Genomic DNA, 18,021 nt, shown 5'->3' on the forward strand with positions numbered 1-18,021 from the left:
GTTATCAATCTCAGAATGTTTGAGCCCCAAAAAGCGGTGTTTTATTTTTTTCGCCCGCAATTTCCCTCACAAGTTTTGGAACTAAATATCCCGGTAAACTTGCTAATACATCACTGTATATATGGTCTATCTCTGAAGACCTTAAATCAAAATGTTGAGCACCTTTGACTTTATCTAAAACATGCAGGTAATAAGGCATCACTCTTGCTTCAAATAAACGGCTACTCAACTCAGTCAACGTTTTTGCAGAATCATTCACACCTTTGAGTAAAACCGCCTGATTTAACACGGTAATATGATGTAATGATAACTGTAATAACTTTGAGCAAGTGAAATCATCAAGCTCAGCTGCGTGGTTTGAGTGTACCACTACTATTATGCGTAGCCTACTGTTTTTTAAAATAGAAATCAGCTCTTTATCGATGCGGTTGGGGATAACAATCGGAACGCGTGAGTGAATTCTCAGTATTTTAATTTGAGGGAGAGATGCGACTCGTTCTAGCCATAAAGCGAGTTTTCGGTTACTAAGTGTGAGTGGATCACCGCCACTTAAAATGACTTCATTGATCTTCGGATTTTGCTCAATGTACTGCTTGATCTTGATCCAATCATCATTCTTAGGCAGATTTTCTTGATATGGAAAATGACGGCGAAAACAATAGCGACAGTGAATCGCACACGCGCCAGTGAGGGTAAGTAAAAACCGTGATTGGTATTTGTGTAAAACGCCGGCCATTTGGTTAGCCGCTTCTTCACCTAATGGATCTGTAACGAATGCAGGATGTTCTTCTAGTTCTAAATGATGTGGTAAGACTTGTAGTAGGAGCGGGTCTAAAGGATCGCCTATGTTCATTTTCCCGACGAATGCACGAGGAACACGTAATTTGAACTGCTCAGAGGCGAGGATTGCCCCAGATAATAACTGTTCGGTAGATAGCTCAAGCAGATTTAACAGCTCTAAAGGATCGGTAATTAGATCACTGAGTTGTGATTGCCAGTTTTTCTCTTGATGTAAATAGTTTATCATGCCATACGTAAAAATAGTGTGAGGACTACGCCTGTGTGTTGTAGTCTAGCATTAATAAAGTTGAGTTTTAAGTTTGGAGTGCGCCTTTCATGGCCTATTATTCTACAAATGATTTTAAAGCAGGCCTTAAGGTTATGCTTGATGGTAACCCATGTTCAATCATGGAAAATGAATATGTAAAACCAGGTAAAGGTCAAGCATTTAACCGCGTAAAATTGCGTAATTTACGTTCTGGTAAAGTATTAGAAAAAACGTTTAAATCAGGTGACTCTTTGGAAGCGGCTGATATTGTAGAAGTTGAAATGGATTACCTCTACAACGATGGCGAACTTTGGAATTTCATGGATCCTGTCTCTTTCGAGCAAATCGCTGCAGATAAAACTGCGATGGGTGATGCTGCGAAATGGTTAAAAGACGACTCAAATGAAAAATGTACCATTATGTTATTTAATGGCGTACCTTTGACCGTTAACCCACCAAACTTCGTGGTTCTTAAGATCATTGAAACTGATCCAGGTGTACGTGGTGATACTTCTGGTGGTGGTGGTAAACCTGCCAAATTAGAAACAGGTGCGGTAGTACGTGTTCCATTATTCGTACAGCAAGAAGAAAGCGTTCGTGTAGACACCCGTACTGGTGATTATTTAGAACGTGCATAATCGAATCTAACGATAAGATTATCGAGGGGATGATGAAAATCATCCCCTTTTTTAATGCCAAAGTATTAGATAAATCATCTTTTAAAAACGATAAACTTACGAAGATATTTCCGAAGAGAAAATATAGGTATGGAAAGCCATGTAACAACTAACGAAAAGTTATGTATTTGAGAGGTTCTGAATGGAAACAACACAAACAAAATCATCGCTTCCCTCCAAACTTTTATGGAGTTTGGTTGCCATTGTAGGCGCTATCTCATTTGGGATACTCGCAGTGAGTCGAGGTGAACATGTCAATGCAGTTTGGCTGGTCCTTGCAGCGGTCTGCGTGTATAGCATTGCTTATCGGTTCTATAGTTTATTTATCGCAACTAAAGTTTTTGAGTTAAACCCTAAACGGTTGACCCCAGCGCATCGCTTGAATGATGGTCTGGACTATGTGCCGACCAATAAATACGTTTTATTTGGTCATCACTTTGCCGCAATTGCAGGTGCAGGACCGTTAGTTGGACCTATTCTAGCTGCACAAATGGGGTATTTACCCGGAACAATTTGGCTGTTAGTGGGTGTGGTCATCGCAGGTGCAGTACAAGATTTCTTGGTGTTGTTCATCTCTACCAGACGCGACGGTCGCTCATTGGGTGAAATGGCAAAACAGGAATTGGGCACCTTTGCTGGTGTGATTGTCATGCTGGGTACCTTAGGCGTGATGGTGATTATCCTTGCCGTATTGGCCTTAGTCGTGGTCAAAGCACTGGCCGAAAGTCCATGGGGGGTATTTAGTATTGCGGCAACCATTCCAATTGCACTGTTCATGGGCATATACATGCGCTATCTGCGCCCCGGGAAAATTGCAGAGGTTTCGATCATCGGCTTTGTCTTGATGATGGCGGCAATTGTATTTGGCGGAGATGTGGCAAAACATCCTTATTGGGGTGAGTTTTTTACCTTAACTGGAACACAGCTAACGTGGGGGCTGATTATCTATGGCTTTATTGCCTCAGTGTTACCCGTTTGGTTGCTACTGGCACCGCGTGATTATCTCTCTACATTCCTTAAAATTGGTGTGATCGCAGGTCTTGCAGTCGGTATTTTATTTGCGATGCCTGAGTTAAAAATGCCAGCAGTGACGCATTTTGTTGATGGAACGGGTCCTGTTTTTTCTGGAAGTTTATTTCCTTTCTTATTTATTACCATTGCTTGTGGTGCGATTTCAGGTTTCCATGCCTTGGTTGCGTCAGGCACAACCCCAAAACTGGTGGATAACGAAGTCAATATTCGTGTGATTGGCTATGGTGGTATGTTGATGGAATCATTCGTCGGTATTATGGCGATGATTTGTGCCACTGTTTTAGATCCGGGTATTTATTTTGCCATTAACGCACCAGCTGCTGTTTTGGGAACAAGTGTTGAAACTGCTGCGGAAGCGGTACGAAATTTAGGTTTTGTGGTAACCCCTGAAATGTTGACTGTTTTGGCACATGAAGTGGGGGAAAGCTCGATTTTATCGCGTACAGGTGGCGCACCAACTTTTGCTATTGGTATGGCGCATATCATCTCTGAAATTTTTAATAATCGTTCGATGATGGCATTTTGGTATCACTTTGCGATTTTATTTGAAGCCTTATTTATCTTAACAGCGGTAGATGCTGGTACACGTGCGTGTCGTTTCATGGTGCAAGATACGGTGGGTATTGTTGTTCCAGCAGTGAAAAACTCAAGTTCATTCGTTGGGAACTTAATCGGAACGTTTGTTGCGGTTGCAGGTTGGGGATACTTTGTCTATCAAGGTGTAGTTGACCCTCTAGGTGGTATCAATTCTTTATGGCCTTTATTTGGTATCGGTAACCAGATCCTTGCTTCCATGGCATTGATTTTAGGTACGGTTATTCTATTTAAAATGAAAAAAGAAAAATATGTTTGGGTTACGATTGTACCTACTGTTTTTTTGATCATTACTTCAATGACCGCTGGATGGCAAAAGATTTTCCATGACAATCCTAAAATTGGTTTCCTTGCTCAAGCCAATCGTTTTTCGGATGCGATTGCACGTGGTGAAGTACTTGCACCTGCAAAATCAGTGGCTGAGATGCAAACCATTGTACTGTCAAATCAGATCAATGCAGGGTTGTGCGCGTTCTTTATGATTGTTGCTATTGTGATGATTATTGCCTCGATTGGCGCGATTCGGAGAGCCTTGGCAAGTCCAACACCAACAGCCAATGAAGCACCTGCGGTCTATACCGAAACGCCGATGACTGCAAACAGTATCAAAGGAGAGTGATGATGGATTTTAAAATTGCTCGTAAAGGAAGTGCAGTGATTGTGAAGATCATTAAATTCACCATCTTGTCGCAAAAACATTTGTTATTGTCACCAAGAAACTGGTCGAAAATCGCGATTTTATGGCAGCATTTGCAACAGAGTTTTCGTTTAATGGTCGGTGTCCCTGACTATGAAAATTATGTGCAGCATATGAAAACACACCATCCTGATTTAACCCCAATGGATGCTAAAACTTTTTATCGGCATTGTGTTGATTCGCGCTATCCAAGTGCGGGCGGTGGGATGAAGAAATGCCCTTGTTAGAAATAGAAATTATTTGATTTCTTTGAAAAAAATCTAAAACAGTGTATGTTGATTTATACACTGTTTTATTTTTGGGGGATAGAATAATGTGGGGTCTGGAAAAAGTTTCAGTTCAAGAAAACAATCAGCAAAATCAAAAAATACAACAAGACATTCAGCAGTATGGGCATAAGATCAAAAGTTTTTTGCTCGAAGTGAATCAGCTTATTCTGGATAAACCGCAGCAAACCAAATTGGCGCTGACCTGTTTATTGGCAGGTGGTCATGTGCTGTTTGAGGATTTACCCGGACTTGGAAAAACAACATTAGCCAGTGCATTGGCACGCTTAACAGGTTTGCAGTTTCAACGGATTCAATTTACCAATGACATGCTCGCAAGTGATGTGATTGGGATTAACATGTTTAATCAAAAAGAACATTTATTTGAGTTTAAAAAAGGGCCTATTTTCACGCAAATTTTGCTGGCAGATGAAATCAATCGTTGTAGTCCAAAAACCCAAAGTGCCTTGCTGGAAGCAATGGAAGAAGGGGCGGTCACTGTTGATGGGGTGCATTATGAATTGCCACAACCTTTCTGGGTGTTGGCGACTCAGAATCCACTATTTCAAAGTGGGACATACGCATTGCCAGAGTCGCAACTGGATCGCTTTTTAATGCGTTTATCGCTCGGTTATCCATCACGCCAAGCTGAGAAATTACTCTTACAGCAAAGTTCTCGTCATGTGTTGATTCATCAGCTAGTCGCGGTATTTGACCAAGCCGATATATTGCATTTGCGTTCATTGGCTCAGCAGGTATTTTTAAGTAATGCCGTCTTAAATTATATTTTAGATTTGGCTGCTGAAACACGTAAACAACGTCATGGTCTGTCAACGCGCGGTGTATTGGCACTCAAAGCGGCTTCACAAGCACATGCATTGGTTGAAGGTCGTAGTTTTGTGACCACAGACGATGTACAAGCTGTTTTTGTGGCTGTAGTAGCTCATCGCCTAAGCTTGACCGAAGTGGAGGCAAAACAAATTTTGCCATTGGTTGATGTGTTGTAATTGAGGATAGATGCATGCGAAGTCGCTTCAAGCCTCAGATATTGCAATGGATATCTAAACGATTTCAGATAGAGCACAGCAAAACATTCTTACAAAAAGACATTTTAGTTTTTGTTTATACACAGGGCTTTTTATATCTTGTTTTGATCTTAATTACTTTTATCGCTGGCATTAACTATGGCAATAACTTGATTTTAGGTTTTTGCTTTTTAATGAGTGCAATTTTATGTGTCAGTTTTTATTTAACATTTAAACAGTTACATGCTTTACAGGTTGATGTTGTTGCCACTGAAGTCGGACAAGTGGGGCAGGTTTTAATACTCAAACTTATTCTTAAACAGAAATCGAATGCAGCTCGATATTTACGGATTCAATGGCAAGAACAAGAGCAAAATCTTTATTTAGATCAAAAGCAACAAAGTTTTGAACTTTATTTCCTCCCACAACAACGTGGCGAATATTCTTTTGATGCGATAAAAATCTATTCGACTTATCCATTGGGATTGGTTCGCGCTTGGAGCTATTTATATCTAAAGCAAAAAGTGTGGATTGCACCGAAAGCTTATGATTGGCAAAAAGAACATAAAAATCAGCCAAGCAATGCCAACGATCGTTTGGATGAATTTCGTGAACTGAGAACTTTTCAGCAAGGGGATTCTTATCAAAATGTGGCATGGAAGCAAGTCGCGCGAGGACAGGGTTTTTTTATTAAAATGTTTGAAGCCCAAGCCAATCATCAATATTTAGAAATTGATTATCAACAGATACCTGCACAAAGTCATGAAGAAAAATTAAGTTTTATGATGGGATTGATTGAGCAGTGTGAACAGTTTGGCGATGATTATGCCTTGATTTTGCCACATGCCAGATTGGAAAGTGGACAAGGCTCATCTCAGTTGATTCAAGCAAAACTTTTACTGGCGCAGGCCTAAGCATGACAAAACAAATTTATTTCTGTGTTTTAGCTGCGCTCGCATTGATTTTGTTGGGACAGATTGCGTTTATCCCCACCTCGCTCAGTGGTTTATGGGGAATTGTGTGGTTGATCTTGGTTTGGCGCTATCACAAACAAAATTTAAAGCCTTTTCCGAAACTGCTACTCATTATTTTTGCTTTGGCATCATTTGCGCTGATCTATTTGCATTATCAAAGTTTGCTTGGTGTTGAACCTGGTGTTGCTTTACTGAGTGCCTGCCTATTTGCCAAAAGTCTTGAAGCTAAAAGTACCCGTGATTTATTGATTGTATTTAATTTTGCCTTATTCGTGGGTGCAAGTTTACTTTTACATAGCCAAGCTTTTTGGATGGCAATGATTGTTCTTGCAACCTTTGTTATGTGCTTATTAGGCTTGTATCGTATTCAAACAGGTTTGTTTAATCAAAATACTTTGTCTTCCAGTCAATTAAAACAAGATGTTAAACAAGTTTTTAAGTTCATTGCTATAGCAACGCCATTTTTTATTTTGTTGTTTATTTTCTTCCCGCGCTTACCACCGCTTTGGGCCATTCCGATTCAGAATGATCGAGCAGTTACGGGGATGAGCGATCGAATGTCACCCGGAGATATTGCGCGCTTATCTCAGTCTACTGCTTTGGCCTTTCGTGTTGTAGCTGACATGTATCAGTTTCCTAATCGTAAAGAACTGTATTGGCGTGCTTTAGTTTTAGATGAATATGATGGTGCGACATGGACCAGTAGTTTTTTTAATCAACAAATAAAAAGCACGCAAAGCACTGCACGGAGTGTCCCTTATCAGTATTTGCCTGCTGATGAACAAGCCAACTGGATTATGGGTTTAGAATATTCAATTCCCCAAGAGCGATATTTACAGCTTTATCAGGACGATAGTATTCGTCCTACAAAACTGATCAAACGAAATCAACCGATACAAATGCACTGGTTAGGACGAAGTACCGCAGAGCCAAGTGTACTCGCTGAACGTCAGTTTGAGTTAAACACTCGATTTGATGAAACACGAGATCAAAAGGCCCAACAATTAGCGAGCAAGCTGTTTGAGCAAAGCCACCAACATCCTGAAAAATATGTGCAAGCTGTTTTAGGGTGGTATCGTAAAAATGGTTTTGTCTACACATTAAGTCCGGGAACGTTAGGTGGCGATCGTATAGATCAGTTCCTATTTTCCAGTCGTAAAGGCTTTTGTGAACATTATGCATCTAGCTTCGTGATGCTGATGCGTTATGTCGGAATTCCTGCTCGAGTAGTGACGGGTTACCAAGGAGGGCAGCCAGCATTTGATGCGAAAAGTTGGGAGGTTCGTCAACTGGATGCTCATGCATGGAGTGAGGTTTATTTAGATGGAAAATGGAAAAGAATAGACCCAACCGCAATGATTGCACCGCAACGTATTGATACGGGTATGCAGGATTATTTGGCGCAAGATCAACGTATTTGGGGCGATCAGCAAGCGAAAGCTTGGCGCTTACATCAGTTTAAGTTTCTTAAAAATGTACGGGTTTGGAATGATTATTTAAGTTATCAATGGCAAAGCAAGGTTGTAGGCTACGATGCTGAAAAACAGAAAAATTGGCTGGCTAAACTGGGTCTTGATTCAACTTATGGCTATGTGGTGGTGTTAATCGTCAGTATAAGTGGAGTTTTAATTACTTATCTGTTTTTTGCTTGGTGGCGACAACGTAAGCAACAAGCAGTATATCAGCGGATGATTTTGAAGTTTCAGAAGCAGCTTCCAAAACCTTTGCAAAAAATGCCAGTTGAAACCTTCCAAACGTGGATGCAGCGTTTATCTTTAACTATTGAAAATTCAGAACCATTTGAACAAGTGGTTGTGCTTTATCAGAAAATCGTATTTTTAGAGCAAATGAATGATTCTGATCTACAACAATTTAAAAAGTTGCTTAAAGACTGTGCGGTTGTGATCAAACAAGATCAAAAAAACTTGTGATCATGCAAAAAAATGAATATCATGCTTTTCATTCTAGGTGTATAGCTCAGTTGGTTAGAGCGCTACGTTGACATCGTAGAGGTCTCCAGTTCGAGTCTGGATATACCTACCAAAATTGACTGTGAAAACAGTATATTAAAGCCCACTCAAAAAGTGGGCTTTTTTGTTTTAGGGGAATATTCGGGGTATTTTCGGGGAACTCCGTTCGGTTTTAATGTGAATAAGTACAATAAATCGCCGTATTTAGAATTTAAAAAATCATCTAAAACTGATGCGTTGCGGCTTCGGTTCTTCATGTCCTTGTAGGTAGTGATCCGTCATTTTTTCGGTTGCATGACCAGCCAATGCCTGAGCATAAGCTTTGCCATACTTCTCGGTAATATTGAAAATACCGAGCGCACGCAGATCATGAAAAGATGGTCTTTGTCTCGGCTCCAAATGATCACATGCACCCGACAAATCCCGATACTTTTGGAATTGCTTGGTGAGGTGATCTTCTGTCACAGCAAATGCATGTAACTTCACGGCTCGGTTATGCGCCGTGATGCGATCAGGTCGAGTTGCGATGAGGTAAGGGCAGTTCAAACGAAACGAATTTTCAAGGCACTTCACCACAGCTTCCGCCAGTTCAGGATGCATATCTACTTCGATATAGATCGGCTTGTCATAATTTAATGACTTGTGCTGCAGGACGGTAAATGTATTTTCTTTCACATTCACTGCAGTGCGTAACAGTGCCACCAGATCGCCACGACGTTGAGTGGAATGCAGTGCCAAGTCGATTGCATACTTCAACCAATCAGGGCTAACAGCACGTATTTGAGCAAGTGTTTCATTGCTAAGTCTTTGCCGTGTTTTCTTAGGTCGAATCGGTTTTAAGGTTTTCTCAGCAATGTTTTCATTCGCCCAACCATTTGCCACAAAGTATTTAAATATGTCGATCAGTAAAGAACGGTGCTTTTTTTGTTGGTTACGAGATAAATACTACTATAAGTAGAAAAATATTCAACAAAAAATAAAATTATTTATACTTTAAGTAGTTTAATTGAAATTAAACCTCGCATATGCGAGGCTTAATCGGCTTGTTCAAATTAGAAATTGGGATACCAATAGCTTACAGTACTCTTATTCTGCTTAAAATCGTTATTAATTCTACCAAATTCATTAAAATTGAAAGGAAGAATATAAGGGTGAATATCTCTTAATAAGTTTCGGAAAAGATCTTTATGTTGTTCGGCCGTTGGATGAACTATATAGTCAGCAAGAACAGCAATGACTGTCGAAAAAATATCCATTTGCGGTGTCGGAATTCTAATATATTTAAGCTGTGAAGGTCCTTCTAAGTCTAATTCACATGTGTGATTAGATCGGAATGATTTATATTTTTCTTCAGTAAAAATTCGATTTCCGCATTTATTATTTTGCTGCGCGTGAAATATAGGATGATTTGGTTGCTCCTTGTCATCAAAATCGTAATGAAATCCAATAATACCTTTCAAGCTAGTTGGAGTGGCAGGCTTTATAAATTCACAGTATTTAACTTCAGTATTATATTTAATAATACTTAACTTCTCTGAATTTGTATCTAAGGTAAGTATGGCAGTAATAAATACAGAATGGCTAAGTCTATGTGATGGTAGTTTTACAATGTCTTGTAATGGTTTATCTTTTGAGCCACAATCTGGTAAATTTTTGATATAACAAAAGAGTTCAATATCTCTGTTATTATTTTCTAAATTTACAACAGTAATATCTGAAAAATAAACTTTTGAGTTCAAGCGTGAAAGCGTTTGTTTAATCTTAGAATTAAAAAAATTAAGGTTATTTTTAAATCTTTGATCGACACGTCTTAAAATATAATCACTATGAGTCATTTATAGCCCCATCATTGGAGCTAAACGACGGTATATTTTTTTGTTTATTCTACATAAATCAGAACCTTCAGGAATCCAACTTAGATGACCTACTGATTCTTCATATGAAATAGGTTGTCTCTTAACAATACAATAATATCCAGCATTAGAATCATTATTTACAGAACACTTACAGGGCATAATATTTTGTTTATTTTTCATTGTTAAGTACTCAACAGCATCCTCAACATTTGCATCGAATAAAATTTGATCTAAATCATATCTCCACCAATAATATGAGTGAGTAGAAAATGGCCCATTGTATTTTGCATTTTCGAACTCTACGGCGAATTCAATAAACTGTTGTGGATCTAAATTGACATAAGAAGCTGCTGCTATACTATTTAGAAGAATACCAGGGAAGGGAAGTATATAGTTATACAGCCAACAACCTAAAACGAATGGAATTCGTTCTTTTAAAACTAAAGGTATTTCATCATCGGGTGTTTCTTCATCATCATATTGAATAATATCTGTTGCTAGAGTAGAGCTAGAAGCATACCTTGCAAAAATTGCTTCAAGTTCAGGTTTTTGTAGAACTACAGAAATAATTTTTGCAGGACCACCACTAAGAGTCTCTATATCTAAAGAACTAATTTTATCCTTAAGAAACATGAAACCTTGATAAACATTAATAATTTCTTTGGCACATTCTCTGTATTGATTATCCCCATCAATTTCAATTTCGATTGAAAACGAGCGAGCTTGATTGACCCTATCTTTTAAGTTCTGAGAATCGTTATTGGGCGGCTTTCTATGATAATTGCAAACAGGGATAGCTAGCTGTTTACAAGCATTAGTAATCGCACTTTCAGAGATACGGACATCTAGTCCAGATAAATCATGATCAACTACTACCATATCAACATTTAGTTTTTCTAGAACTCGTTTCCAAACATCCTCATCAGCTGCAGATATTTTATTAGGATCTCCTTTATTTTCTTCATAAAGTTGTGTTAACTCTTTCAGATTATCTGGATTCCAAATAGTTATTTGATCTTTGAAAGATGAGAGTTCTGTAATTAATGCATCTTTAATTTGGCGTGGAATATCCGATTTATCATCAATTAATAAGATCATTAGTCTTATGCCCCTAAAGGTAGTTCTATTCTAAAACAAGTACTAAAATTTGCTGGTGCTTGATCAAGCAATATAATTTTTCCTTTCTGACTTTCTACTACGCGTTTAACAAGGGCAAGCCCAAGCCCCATACCAGAGCCAAGAGAGTTAGTATCTTTAGATGTTGTTGTATATAAAGGATCCCAAATACGATTTCTTACTCCTGTTGGAATACCAGGGCCATTATCCATTACTTGTATAATATGTTTTTTTGAATCATTCCAAGCTTGAATTACAATAAGTTTATTATTATGTTTTTCATTTACTAATGCTTTTATTGCATTAGTAAATAAGTTTAGTACAAGCCCTTGGTACATTGCAGCAGGAATTAGAGGCGCTTGTAAATCTTCGTCAATTTCAAACTCTAAAGAGATATTTCTCTCCTTTCTAAAGTTTTCAAATGTTTCGGTTACTAATTCTAATACAGATAATGCATAGTAAGGTTTAATAACTGCTTGATGAATGTTTTCTACAAATAATCGAGTGTATTCAATATAGCCATTAAAATTACTTATCGATTTATCAATTTCGTTGGCAGCATCGATTAAAGATGGATCTTTATCAGCTAATGCTTTAATTTTTGCAGAAGCAGTTTGAAGGCTATGAAGAGCAGCTTCATATTCATGAGTCATAAAACCTGCAACTACACCTAATAGACTCATCACTTCAAGACTTTCACGAGCTTCCTTATCGTAATTTTCTAATTCTTTAAAATCCTCTTTTACTTTCGAATAGTATTCAACTATACGTTCTTTATCTTCAGCTAAAAGAGTAGGAGATATTTGAATTTCACGAATAACAGCATCAAACTCATCAATACGATGACCATATCGTTCTTGGCGTTCTAGTTCCTCAAGTTTGAGGCTAATTTTTTTGTCATAATATGCAATCAGTTCAATTAAAAATCTACCAATAGATCTTAATTGTTTAAATGCTTTATTTATGATGTAGCCTTGTCGATCCATACTAGGGAGTAAGGTATTATCTTCTTCATGTGGATCACTATCAACAAATAAAGCACCCACTAATTGGTGATTATTTGGCAAGCTGACCATTGGGTTGCGCTTTGGGCTGCGTGCATCTTCTGGATCCATTGGGAAATATTCATTCATGAGTGATGAACGCCAATCCCTTCTACTATGAGCAGTATCCCGATCTAAATAAAGCCAATCGTCATCATCATGCCCATAAGGTGTAATACTAAAACCATGGTCAAAAACTTTTACACCTTGATTTTCTTTAATCCATTGCCATGCAATTTGACCATTAATACCTTTACTTAAAAATACTCCTGCACGTCTAGGAAAAAAACGAACATCACCATATATATCTGTGCCCAGTCTATTATCAAAGTTAAATATTTCGAATGGTGGAATTTGATCTATATCTTCAATATCGTGGTCAAAAATAACTTTTAGGTGAGTACCTTGAATAAAGATTTTTGCATTTATCACGTAATTTTTTAAAATTAAAGAAGCTAAGTTATCTTGAGGATTATTATCAATGTTGAAATAAATATCAAATCCAGGATCCTTGATTTTAATTTCGTTAAAATTTTCACCATGAATTACTTTATGCGCTACCGTCTTATATTCAGGGGTATCTTTATTGTTTAAATTATTTTTTACATCATTAATAAAAGCAAAGATAGGGGCTGTGTTCTGAATAACATTTGATTTTACTTTTTTAATCTGTTCATCAGTTAAATGGGCTTCAGCTCTTAAGTTACTTATAATTAACTGCGTACCACATGATTCTGTAGTTTCTTCAGTAAAATATGGTACCTCTAGGGTAGTTAGGTCTTCCTGTTCATCTAGTTCTTCCCAATTAAATATAGCAGTTAATTTACTTTTAGATCCATGTTCGTTTTTTGCCACTGACTCTAAAATTAAATTTTTTCCAAGAAATCTTACAGCAAAGCGTCCAATACCTTTTGAACCTGTTACTTTGCGATTGAAAATTCTAGACTTATTATCAATCAATTTATTGGCAGTGGCTATTTTCATCCACTTATTTCTAAATTCATTGAAAGTCATACCATGACCATCATCTTTGATAATAATTTGCGTTTCTGTGATATTTACATCACAGTATGAAGCATCTGCATCATAAGAGTTTTTTATTAATTCAGTTAATGCGATAGAGGCATCATTAACAAGACGCTCTCCAAGTTCTTTTAAAATTCGACTTTCAATCGTGAATTTAATTGTTTTAGTTAATTTTCCTGAATCAGTATTAGTGCTTAAGTTCATAAGACTCTATCCATTTATTAATAACACTATTTAGTTGTCGAACTTCGATTTTTTTTAGGTTATTGGAGTGTGCAACAACCTGATCCTCAAAATTAAAATTTTGTAAATAATCAATCAAATCCACAACTTCAAAATTTTTATCAGAATCAATAGCCATTACTGATCCAACCGCTACTGCACCGACTTTGTTTTGTAGTACTCTAGGACCAAACTTAGTAAAACCTGAATGAATCAATATTTGAGGAATAATATACTTTTCATAGTTGTACCATGGATGTTGATGTGTGCAAGTATAATTCTGTCTTGAATATTCTGGAATGTTATCTAAGTAAATTTTAAGATTTTTACTAATATTTTCTTGATTAGATTTAATCAGCCAACATTTTCTTCCTTGACTTACGAAATATTTTTTAAAGCTTTCTTGATCTAATATGTATAAATCATCGGGTAGACCCTTTAAAGTAGTAACACATGGTTCAACATCATTTTTTGATATTCGATTATGGATACGTTCGCCTTCGGTTAACGTAAAAATTTTTTGAGAACCTGGACTTATTCCCCGACGCGCTCGAATAGTAGTATGCTTACTATAAGCAAGTACTTCTTTACCTGTACCACTTACACCTTGTCTTTTTGAAATATTGAGCTTTTTATCAACATTAAAATAGTTCCATTGACTATTTTTTTTAGACTTATCAATAATTGTAATGCAAGCAGTTGTGAGAACATCTTTAAACACTGGATATTCAAAGCAATAAATATCAACCTGCCATTTTTCCCGTATAAGTAAATCTCTTAATCCATTGTAGGATGGGCGAGAAACCCATTCATAGGGAATTACTTGCGCTATTAATCCAGCTTCATGTGTTTTGATTAATCCTAAAGCTATAAAATAAGAAAATAGGTTGCTATGCAAGTTGAATTTAATATTCAATTGCTTTTCTAGATATTTACCTATTTTTTCTTTCCAGGGAGATTCAATATCATGATGTCTTACATAGGGAGGGTTACCTATACATGCATCAAAATTTTTTTCTTTTAAATTGAATGCACAATCATTAATTATTTTGATTCGAGTGTTTTTTGAAAAACTACTAACAATTGCATTTGGGTCTATTTCAATCCCCAAATAATGTTCAAAGTGATCTGATTGACTAAATCTTGCATCACCTGCACCAAAGTCAACAATGTTCTTTAAAGGGTCAGTTCTATATTGCTTTACTAAACTCCAGAAAAAACTTACAACATCTTCAGGAGTGCTGACTTGAGATGCGCTTAATTCATAATAAGTTTTAGGAGTCTTATATTGGTTTCTAACAGCCTCAATGTTCATATAAAACCCTGATAATTTACTTTAAAACTACAATAAGTGAATTTAACATAGTAAAACTATAAAAAATATACTAAAACCATTAAGTTAACAAAGGGTGTACATAAAATAATCTTATTAAAAAACCTATACATCCCTATAAAGCCCAACAACTTTTCCAACCAATTTGCATCCTTCACGAAGCTCCATGATTTTCTCTAGCCATTTGGGGTTTAAAGGTTCCAAATACATACCGTTGCTTTCTACGATCAATTTCTTGAACGTTGCTTCTGTTTCCCCGTCGCATGCAACGATAACCAAATCACCTGTTTTTAAATCACTTATTTGAAAGTCAGGATTTACATATATTTTGTCGCCAGGGCGGAAGTCTGGAAGCATTGATTCCCCAACAACTTCTAAACCATAGCCATGTTTTCCACATTTAGGATTCGGCGGTAGCCATTCCTCAAATTGTGTTCCTGCTGGCACACCTTCAGTAGAAGTCCAAGTACCAGCTTGTACCCATGAAATTACGGGTACTAATCGACCTGCAATTGGAAAGGGGCTTGAAATGTTTGTTTCTAATCCTGTTCCATGATCTAAGTAGCTAATATCTACATTAAATTTTTCAGCCAATATCTGCATTTTTTCTTCGCGTGGTTTTGCAATTCCAAGCGTATATCTACGAGCCATTTCATATGTGACTTCTATTGCATCTTTCAACTGATTTACAGTCTTTATCGGCGAGTCGTCTTTATCCATAAGACTTTTTAGCCTTGATGCAAAATCATGATACTTAGCTGTTTGCACTTTGGATTTCTTTCCATTTTCTACCACAGGTAGAATATTACCTCGTATTTTAAGTTGCACCAATACTATTTTAGGTAGTATATTGTCTTCTACTTTAAGTAGTGTTAATGGTTGCATAATGTCATCACCAAAGGTTGCTTTAGAAAAAGCTATAAAAATAGCAGGCAGTAAGTCGGCATTAGCCCGCAGTATAGGTATTACGCCGTGGGCTTTAAGTAAGTGGAATTTCGATAGAATTCCTGAAGAACGTTGTTTGTCTATTGAAGAATTAACCAATCAACAAGTTAAAGCAGAGCATTTAAGACCTGATATCAATTGGGCATTCGTTCGTTCTACTAAAAATAGTAATAAAGCACCCATCGAATAAACACGTTCAAAGGAACTCGATATGAACATATTAGATGCTGCTTATAACACTGTGCATGACTACAAAGGTGGCGCATCGGCACTTGCTCCACGTATGGGCATTAAAAGTCCCGCCGTGCTCAACAGCAAAGTCAATCCAAATACTGACACCCATCACTTGACGCTACTCGAAGCATCAAAACTGATGGCACTCACCAATGACTACCGAATTCTGCAAAGCCTCAATGCCCAACACGGCAAAGTGGCGATCAACCTGCCTGACATACCCGAAAGCCGAGACACCGCATTAACCGATCTCGTCCTGAGCTTTGGAATGAAAGGCGGAAACGTCTACACGCTATTTAAAGAAATGATGGCAGACGGACGCATCACACGCGGGGAAGCCATAGACATGTCTAGGGTGATCCACCGACTCCACGAAATATTGGCAGAACTCGATACGCAGATACACCAATGCGTAGACGATAAAAAAGAGGTAACCCCATGAGCTTAGATGCAACGATTTGGGCTTGGAGAGCGGAAGTAGACAGTTCCACACAACGCCTCATATTACTTTCACTTGCAGACCGTGCAGGAGAAGACCACAAATGCTACCCAAGCATTATGCGTATGGTCAAAGACACCAAGATGAACCGTAAAACCATCATCAAAGTATTAGACGACCTAGAACAAAAAGCCCTGATTAAATTTACAGGCAGCATAGTTGGCAACGGCGTAAAAGTTTATCAACTGCTCGGTGTAGTCGGTCGGGAAGATGAACAAACCAGTACCAAAAAGGGGACTAGTGGTAAAAACGGTACTAGTTCCAATTTAGGTACAGGTTCCAATATTGGTACTAGTACCGAAAACGGAACAAGTACCAGTACCAAAAACGGTACCGAGACCAGTACCGAAATTGGGACACAGAATCTCCCAAGGAATCTTCCAATAGAATCTAAAAACAAAAAAGACTGGCTTTGCTTGAAAAAACTTCGTGAAGAAATTTCATTGGCGGATGACAGCATCGAACCAGAAACCATCCTGAACGCAAAATGGGCTGAACGAGAAAAACGCGCATTCGAGATTTACAACCAAGACAGATCCCTTTGCGATGCACTGATGAATTTTCACTTTGCCGATTGGTTGCTCAACGCATACCGAAGCAAATATTCAAACACTGAAAAATCGGGGTACAGCAAAACCACTGCATCCGAAAACCCAAAGCAGCTCAGCGACAAACAAATTGCGAGCTTTGCTCAGAAACTGGCACACCATCCTGAATTTTCGAGCAAGTACAGCGAACCGGGTGAGTCATTTGAAAAACTGGCAGCACGCATCGCCGTGAAACTACAAAACCCAACCCAAGCCAAAAAATGGGAAAGCTACCTGAAGCAAGTCGGATTTAGCGGCAACTTGAAGGAGGCAGCATGATTCCTCAGGGCAGAACACACATCGAAAACGATGGGACATTTTGGCAAAACCACAACGGCACATGGTCTTACTGGAGCGACGTGTTTGGTTGGTGTGGATACATCGGTTCGGTGAATCACATGTTTATGAATAACAAGATCGAGTTGGGGATGGTGCAAGCATGAAGATCATGATCGGAATTGATACTGGCGTGAATACAGGATTCGCCGTAGCTGCAGACCGTGGTAACGGCGGAGAGCTTGAACATGTTGAAAGCCTATCCATCACACAAGCAATGGCCAAAGTCCAAAAGTACGCTCAAACATGGGGTATCCAAAACATTTGCCTGTATATCGAAGATGCCCGAAAACGTACTTGGTTTACAGGTGGACGAGAAAAAGCTCAAGGCGTTGGATCTGTAAAACGTGATGCGCAGATTTGGGAAGATTGGTGCAAAGAGCAGGGCTACACCTACAAGATGATTCACCCAGCAGCCAATGCCACTAAAAAGCAAGCGACAGACTTTATCCGAATGACAGGTTGGAAAGGTCGAACCAATGAACATGCGCGAGATGCGGCCATGTTGGTATTTAAACGATTTGCGAAGTTTTGAGGAATA

17 protein-coding genes and 1 tRNA gene are annotated in these 18,021 nt (G+C 38.1%); 11 read left to right on the plus strand and 7 right to left on the minus strand.

Annotated features, from left to right (window positions below; translation table 11 throughout):
* Nucleotides 1-10: 10 nt before the first annotated feature.
* On the minus strand, nt 11-1,027 hold the full coding sequence (epmB, locus tag J2Y37_RS00245) for an EF-P beta-lysylation protein EpmB (RefSeq protein ID WP_241323378.1): 1,017 nt from the start codon (nt 1,025-1,027) through the stop codon (nt 11-13).
* Nucleotides 1,028-1,116: 89 nt separating this feature from the next.
* Between epmB and efp the strand changes: the two genes are divergently transcribed.
* The 7 genes from efp to J2Y37_RS00280 all read left to right on the plus strand — a co-directional run bounded on the left by efp (nt 1,117) and on the right by J2Y37_RS00280 (nt 8,356).
* Nucleotides 1,117-1,686, plus strand: coding sequence for an elongation factor P (efp, locus tag J2Y37_RS00250; RefSeq protein ID WP_005196243.1), 570 nt, complete (start codon nt 1,117-1,119; stop codon nt 1,684-1,686).
* Between the two features lie 181 nt (nt 1,687-1,867).
* Nucleotides 1,868-3,970: a carbon starvation CstA family protein gene (locus tag J2Y37_RS00255; RefSeq protein WP_004671875.1), complete on the plus strand. Its 2,103-nt coding sequence runs from the start codon at nt 1,868-1,870 to the stop codon at nt 3,968-3,970.
* Nucleotides 3,970-4,275 (plus strand): CstA-like transporter-associated (seleno)protein, encoded by a 306-nt coding sequence (locus J2Y37_RS00260; RefSeq protein ID WP_349031434.1) that lies wholly within the window; start codon nt 3,970-3,972, stop codon nt 4,273-4,275. Before J2Y37_RS00255 ends, J2Y37_RS00260 begins: the two co-directional genes overlap by 1 nt.
* Nucleotides 4,276-4,361: 86 nt before the next feature.
* A complete protein-coding gene (locus J2Y37_RS00265; RefSeq protein ID WP_241323377.1) occupies nt 4,362-5,321 on the plus strand; it encodes an AAA family ATPase in 960 nt (319 codons plus the stop codon).
* A 14-nt stretch (nt 5,322-5,335) separates the two neighbouring features.
* Nucleotides 5,336-6,253 (plus strand): DUF58 domain-containing protein, encoded by a 918-nt coding sequence (locus tag J2Y37_RS00270; protein WP_349031435.1) that lies wholly within the window; start codon nt 5,336-5,338, stop codon nt 6,251-6,253.
* Nucleotides 6,254-6,255: 2 nt separating this feature from the next.
* The gene (locus J2Y37_RS00275; protein ID WP_349031436.1) at nt 6,256-8,244 is read left to right on the plus strand and encodes a DUF3488 and transglutaminase-like domain-containing protein; all 1,989 of its coding nucleotides are present in this window, start codon (nt 6,256-6,258) and stop codon (nt 8,242-8,244) included.
* 35 nt (nt 8,245-8,279) lie between these two features.
* Nucleotides 8,280-8,356: transfer RNA gene (locus J2Y37_RS00280), tRNA-Val, on the plus strand.
* 146 nt (nt 8,357-8,502) lie between these two features.
* On the opposite strand, the gene J2Y37_RS00285 is transcribed toward J2Y37_RS00280, so the two are convergent.
* The 6 genes from J2Y37_RS00285 to J2Y37_RS00310 form a co-directional block, all read right to left on the minus strand.
* Nucleotides 8,503-9,165 (minus strand): tyrosine-type recombinase/integrase, encoded by a 663-nt coding sequence (locus J2Y37_RS00285; protein ID WP_349031437.1) that lies wholly within the window; start codon nt 9,163-9,165, stop codon nt 8,503-8,505.
* A gap of 170 nt (nt 9,166-9,335) precedes the next feature.
* Entirely contained in the window at nt 9,336-10,118 is a 783-nt protein-coding gene (locus J2Y37_RS00290; protein WP_349031438.1) for a hypothetical protein, read from the minus strand.
* Nucleotides 10,119-11,237: a hypothetical protein gene (locus J2Y37_RS00295; RefSeq protein ID WP_349031439.1), complete on the minus strand. Its 1,119-nt coding sequence runs from the start codon at nt 11,235-11,237 to the stop codon at nt 10,119-10,121. It lies immediately after the preceding gene.
* Between the two features lie 5 nt (nt 11,238-11,242).
* Nucleotides 11,243-13,528, minus strand: a complete 2,286-nt coding sequence (locus J2Y37_RS00300) for a sensor histidine kinase (protein WP_349031440.1) — start codon at nt 13,526-13,528, stop codon at nt 11,243-11,245.
* A complete protein-coding gene (locus tag J2Y37_RS00305; protein ID WP_349031441.1) occupies nt 13,512-14,861 on the minus strand; it encodes an Eco57I restriction-modification methylase domain-containing protein in 1,350 nt (449 codons plus the stop codon). The genes J2Y37_RS00300 and J2Y37_RS00305 overlap by 17 nt, the downstream gene beginning before the upstream one ends.
* Nucleotides 14,862-14,984: 123 nt before the next feature.
* Nucleotides 14,985-15,764 carry a S24 family peptidase gene (locus J2Y37_RS00310; protein WP_349031442.1) on the minus strand — a complete coding sequence of 260 codons (780 nt, stop codon included), beginning with the start codon at nt 15,762-15,764 and terminating at the stop codon, nt 14,985-14,987.
* A gap of 1 nt (nt 15,765) precedes the next feature.
* On the opposite strand from J2Y37_RS00310, the gene J2Y37_RS00315 reads away from it, so the two are divergent.
* The 4 genes from J2Y37_RS00315 (at nt 15,766) to J2Y37_RS00330 (ending at nt 18,015) form a co-directional block, all read left to right on the plus strand.
* Nucleotides 15,766-16,014: a Cro/CI family transcriptional regulator gene (locus J2Y37_RS00315; RefSeq protein ID WP_113997061.1), complete on the plus strand. Its 249-nt coding sequence runs from the start codon at nt 15,766-15,768 to the stop codon at nt 16,012-16,014.
* Between the two features lie 21 nt (nt 16,015-16,035).
* A complete protein-coding gene (locus J2Y37_RS00320) occupies nt 16,036-16,500 on the plus strand; it encodes a phage regulatory CII family protein (RefSeq protein WP_349031443.1) in 465 nt (154 codons plus the stop codon).
* Complete coding sequence (locus J2Y37_RS00325; RefSeq protein ID WP_349031444.1) at nt 16,497-17,423, plus strand: helix-turn-helix domain-containing protein; 927 nt, start codon at nt 16,497-16,499, stop codon at nt 17,421-17,423. Before J2Y37_RS00320 ends, J2Y37_RS00325 begins: the two co-directional genes overlap by 4 nt.
* A 160-nt stretch (nt 17,424-17,583) precedes the next feature.
* Nucleotides 17,584-18,015: a hypothetical protein gene (locus tag J2Y37_RS00330; RefSeq protein ID WP_121928325.1), complete on the plus strand. Its 432-nt coding sequence runs from the start codon at nt 17,584-17,586 to the stop codon at nt 18,013-18,015.
* The last annotated feature ends 6 nt before the right edge of the window (nt 18,016-18,021 follow it).

This window comes from Acinetobacter sp. 3657, assembly GCF_031456775.1.
Classification (GTDB): Bacteria; Pseudomonadota; Gammaproteobacteria; order Pseudomonadales; family Moraxellaceae; genus Acinetobacter.

Excerpts from the sequence above, each read along its gene's own strand:
- epmB (WP_241323378.1), bottom strand. The coding sequence starts at position 1,027 with ATGATAAACTATTTACATCAAGAGAAAAACTGGCAATCACAACTCAGT.
- efp (WP_005196243.1), top strand. The coding sequence starts at position 1,117 with ATGGCCTATTATTCTACAAATGATTTTAAAGCAGGCCTTAAGGTTATG.
- J2Y37_RS00255 (WP_004671875.1), top strand. The coding sequence starts at position 1,868 with ATGGAAACAACACAAACAAAATCATCGCTTCCCTCCAAACTTTTATGG.
- J2Y37_RS00260 (WP_349031434.1), top strand. The coding sequence starts at position 3,970 with ATGATGGATTTTAAAATTGCTCGTAAAGGAAGTGCAGTGATTGTGAAG.
- J2Y37_RS00265 (WP_241323377.1), top strand. The coding sequence starts at position 4,362 with ATGTGGGGTCTGGAAAAAGTTTCAGTTCAAGAAAACAATCAGCAAAAT.
- J2Y37_RS00270 (WP_349031435.1), top strand. The coding sequence starts at position 5,336 with ATGCGAAGTCGCTTCAAGCCTCAGATATTGCAATGGATATCTAAACGA.
- J2Y37_RS00275 (WP_349031436.1), top strand. The coding sequence starts at position 6,256 with ATGACAAAACAAATTTATTTCTGTGTTTTAGCTGCGCTCGCATTGATT.
- J2Y37_RS00290 (WP_349031438.1), bottom strand. The coding sequence starts at position 10,118 with ATGACTCATAGTGATTATATTTTAAGACGTGTCGATCAAAGATTTAAA.
- J2Y37_RS00295 (WP_349031439.1), bottom strand. The coding sequence starts at position 11,237 with ATGATCTTATTAATTGATGATAAATCGGATATTCCACGCCAAATTAAA.
- J2Y37_RS00300 (WP_349031440.1), bottom strand. The coding sequence starts at position 13,528 with ATGAACTTAAGCACTAATACTGATTCAGGAAAATTAACTAAAACAATT.
- J2Y37_RS00305 (WP_349031441.1), bottom strand. The coding sequence starts at position 14,861 with ATGAACATTGAGGCTGTTAGAAACCAATATAAGACTCCTAAAACTTAT.
- J2Y37_RS00310 (WP_349031442.1), bottom strand. The coding sequence starts at position 15,764 with ATGCAACCATTAACACTACTTAAAGTAGAAGACAATATACTACCTAAA.
- J2Y37_RS00315 (WP_113997061.1), top strand. The coding sequence starts at position 15,766 with ATGTCATCACCAAAGGTTGCTTTAGAAAAAGCTATAAAAATAGCAGGC.
- J2Y37_RS00320 (WP_349031443.1), top strand. The coding sequence starts at position 16,036 with ATGAACATATTAGATGCTGCTTATAACACTGTGCATGACTACAAAGGT.
- J2Y37_RS00325 (WP_349031444.1), top strand. The coding sequence starts at position 16,497 with ATGAGCTTAGATGCAACGATTTGGGCTTGGAGAGCGGAAGTAGACAGT.
- J2Y37_RS00330 (WP_121928325.1), top strand. The coding sequence starts at position 17,584 with ATGAAGATCATGATCGGAATTGATACTGGCGTGAATACAGGATTCGCC.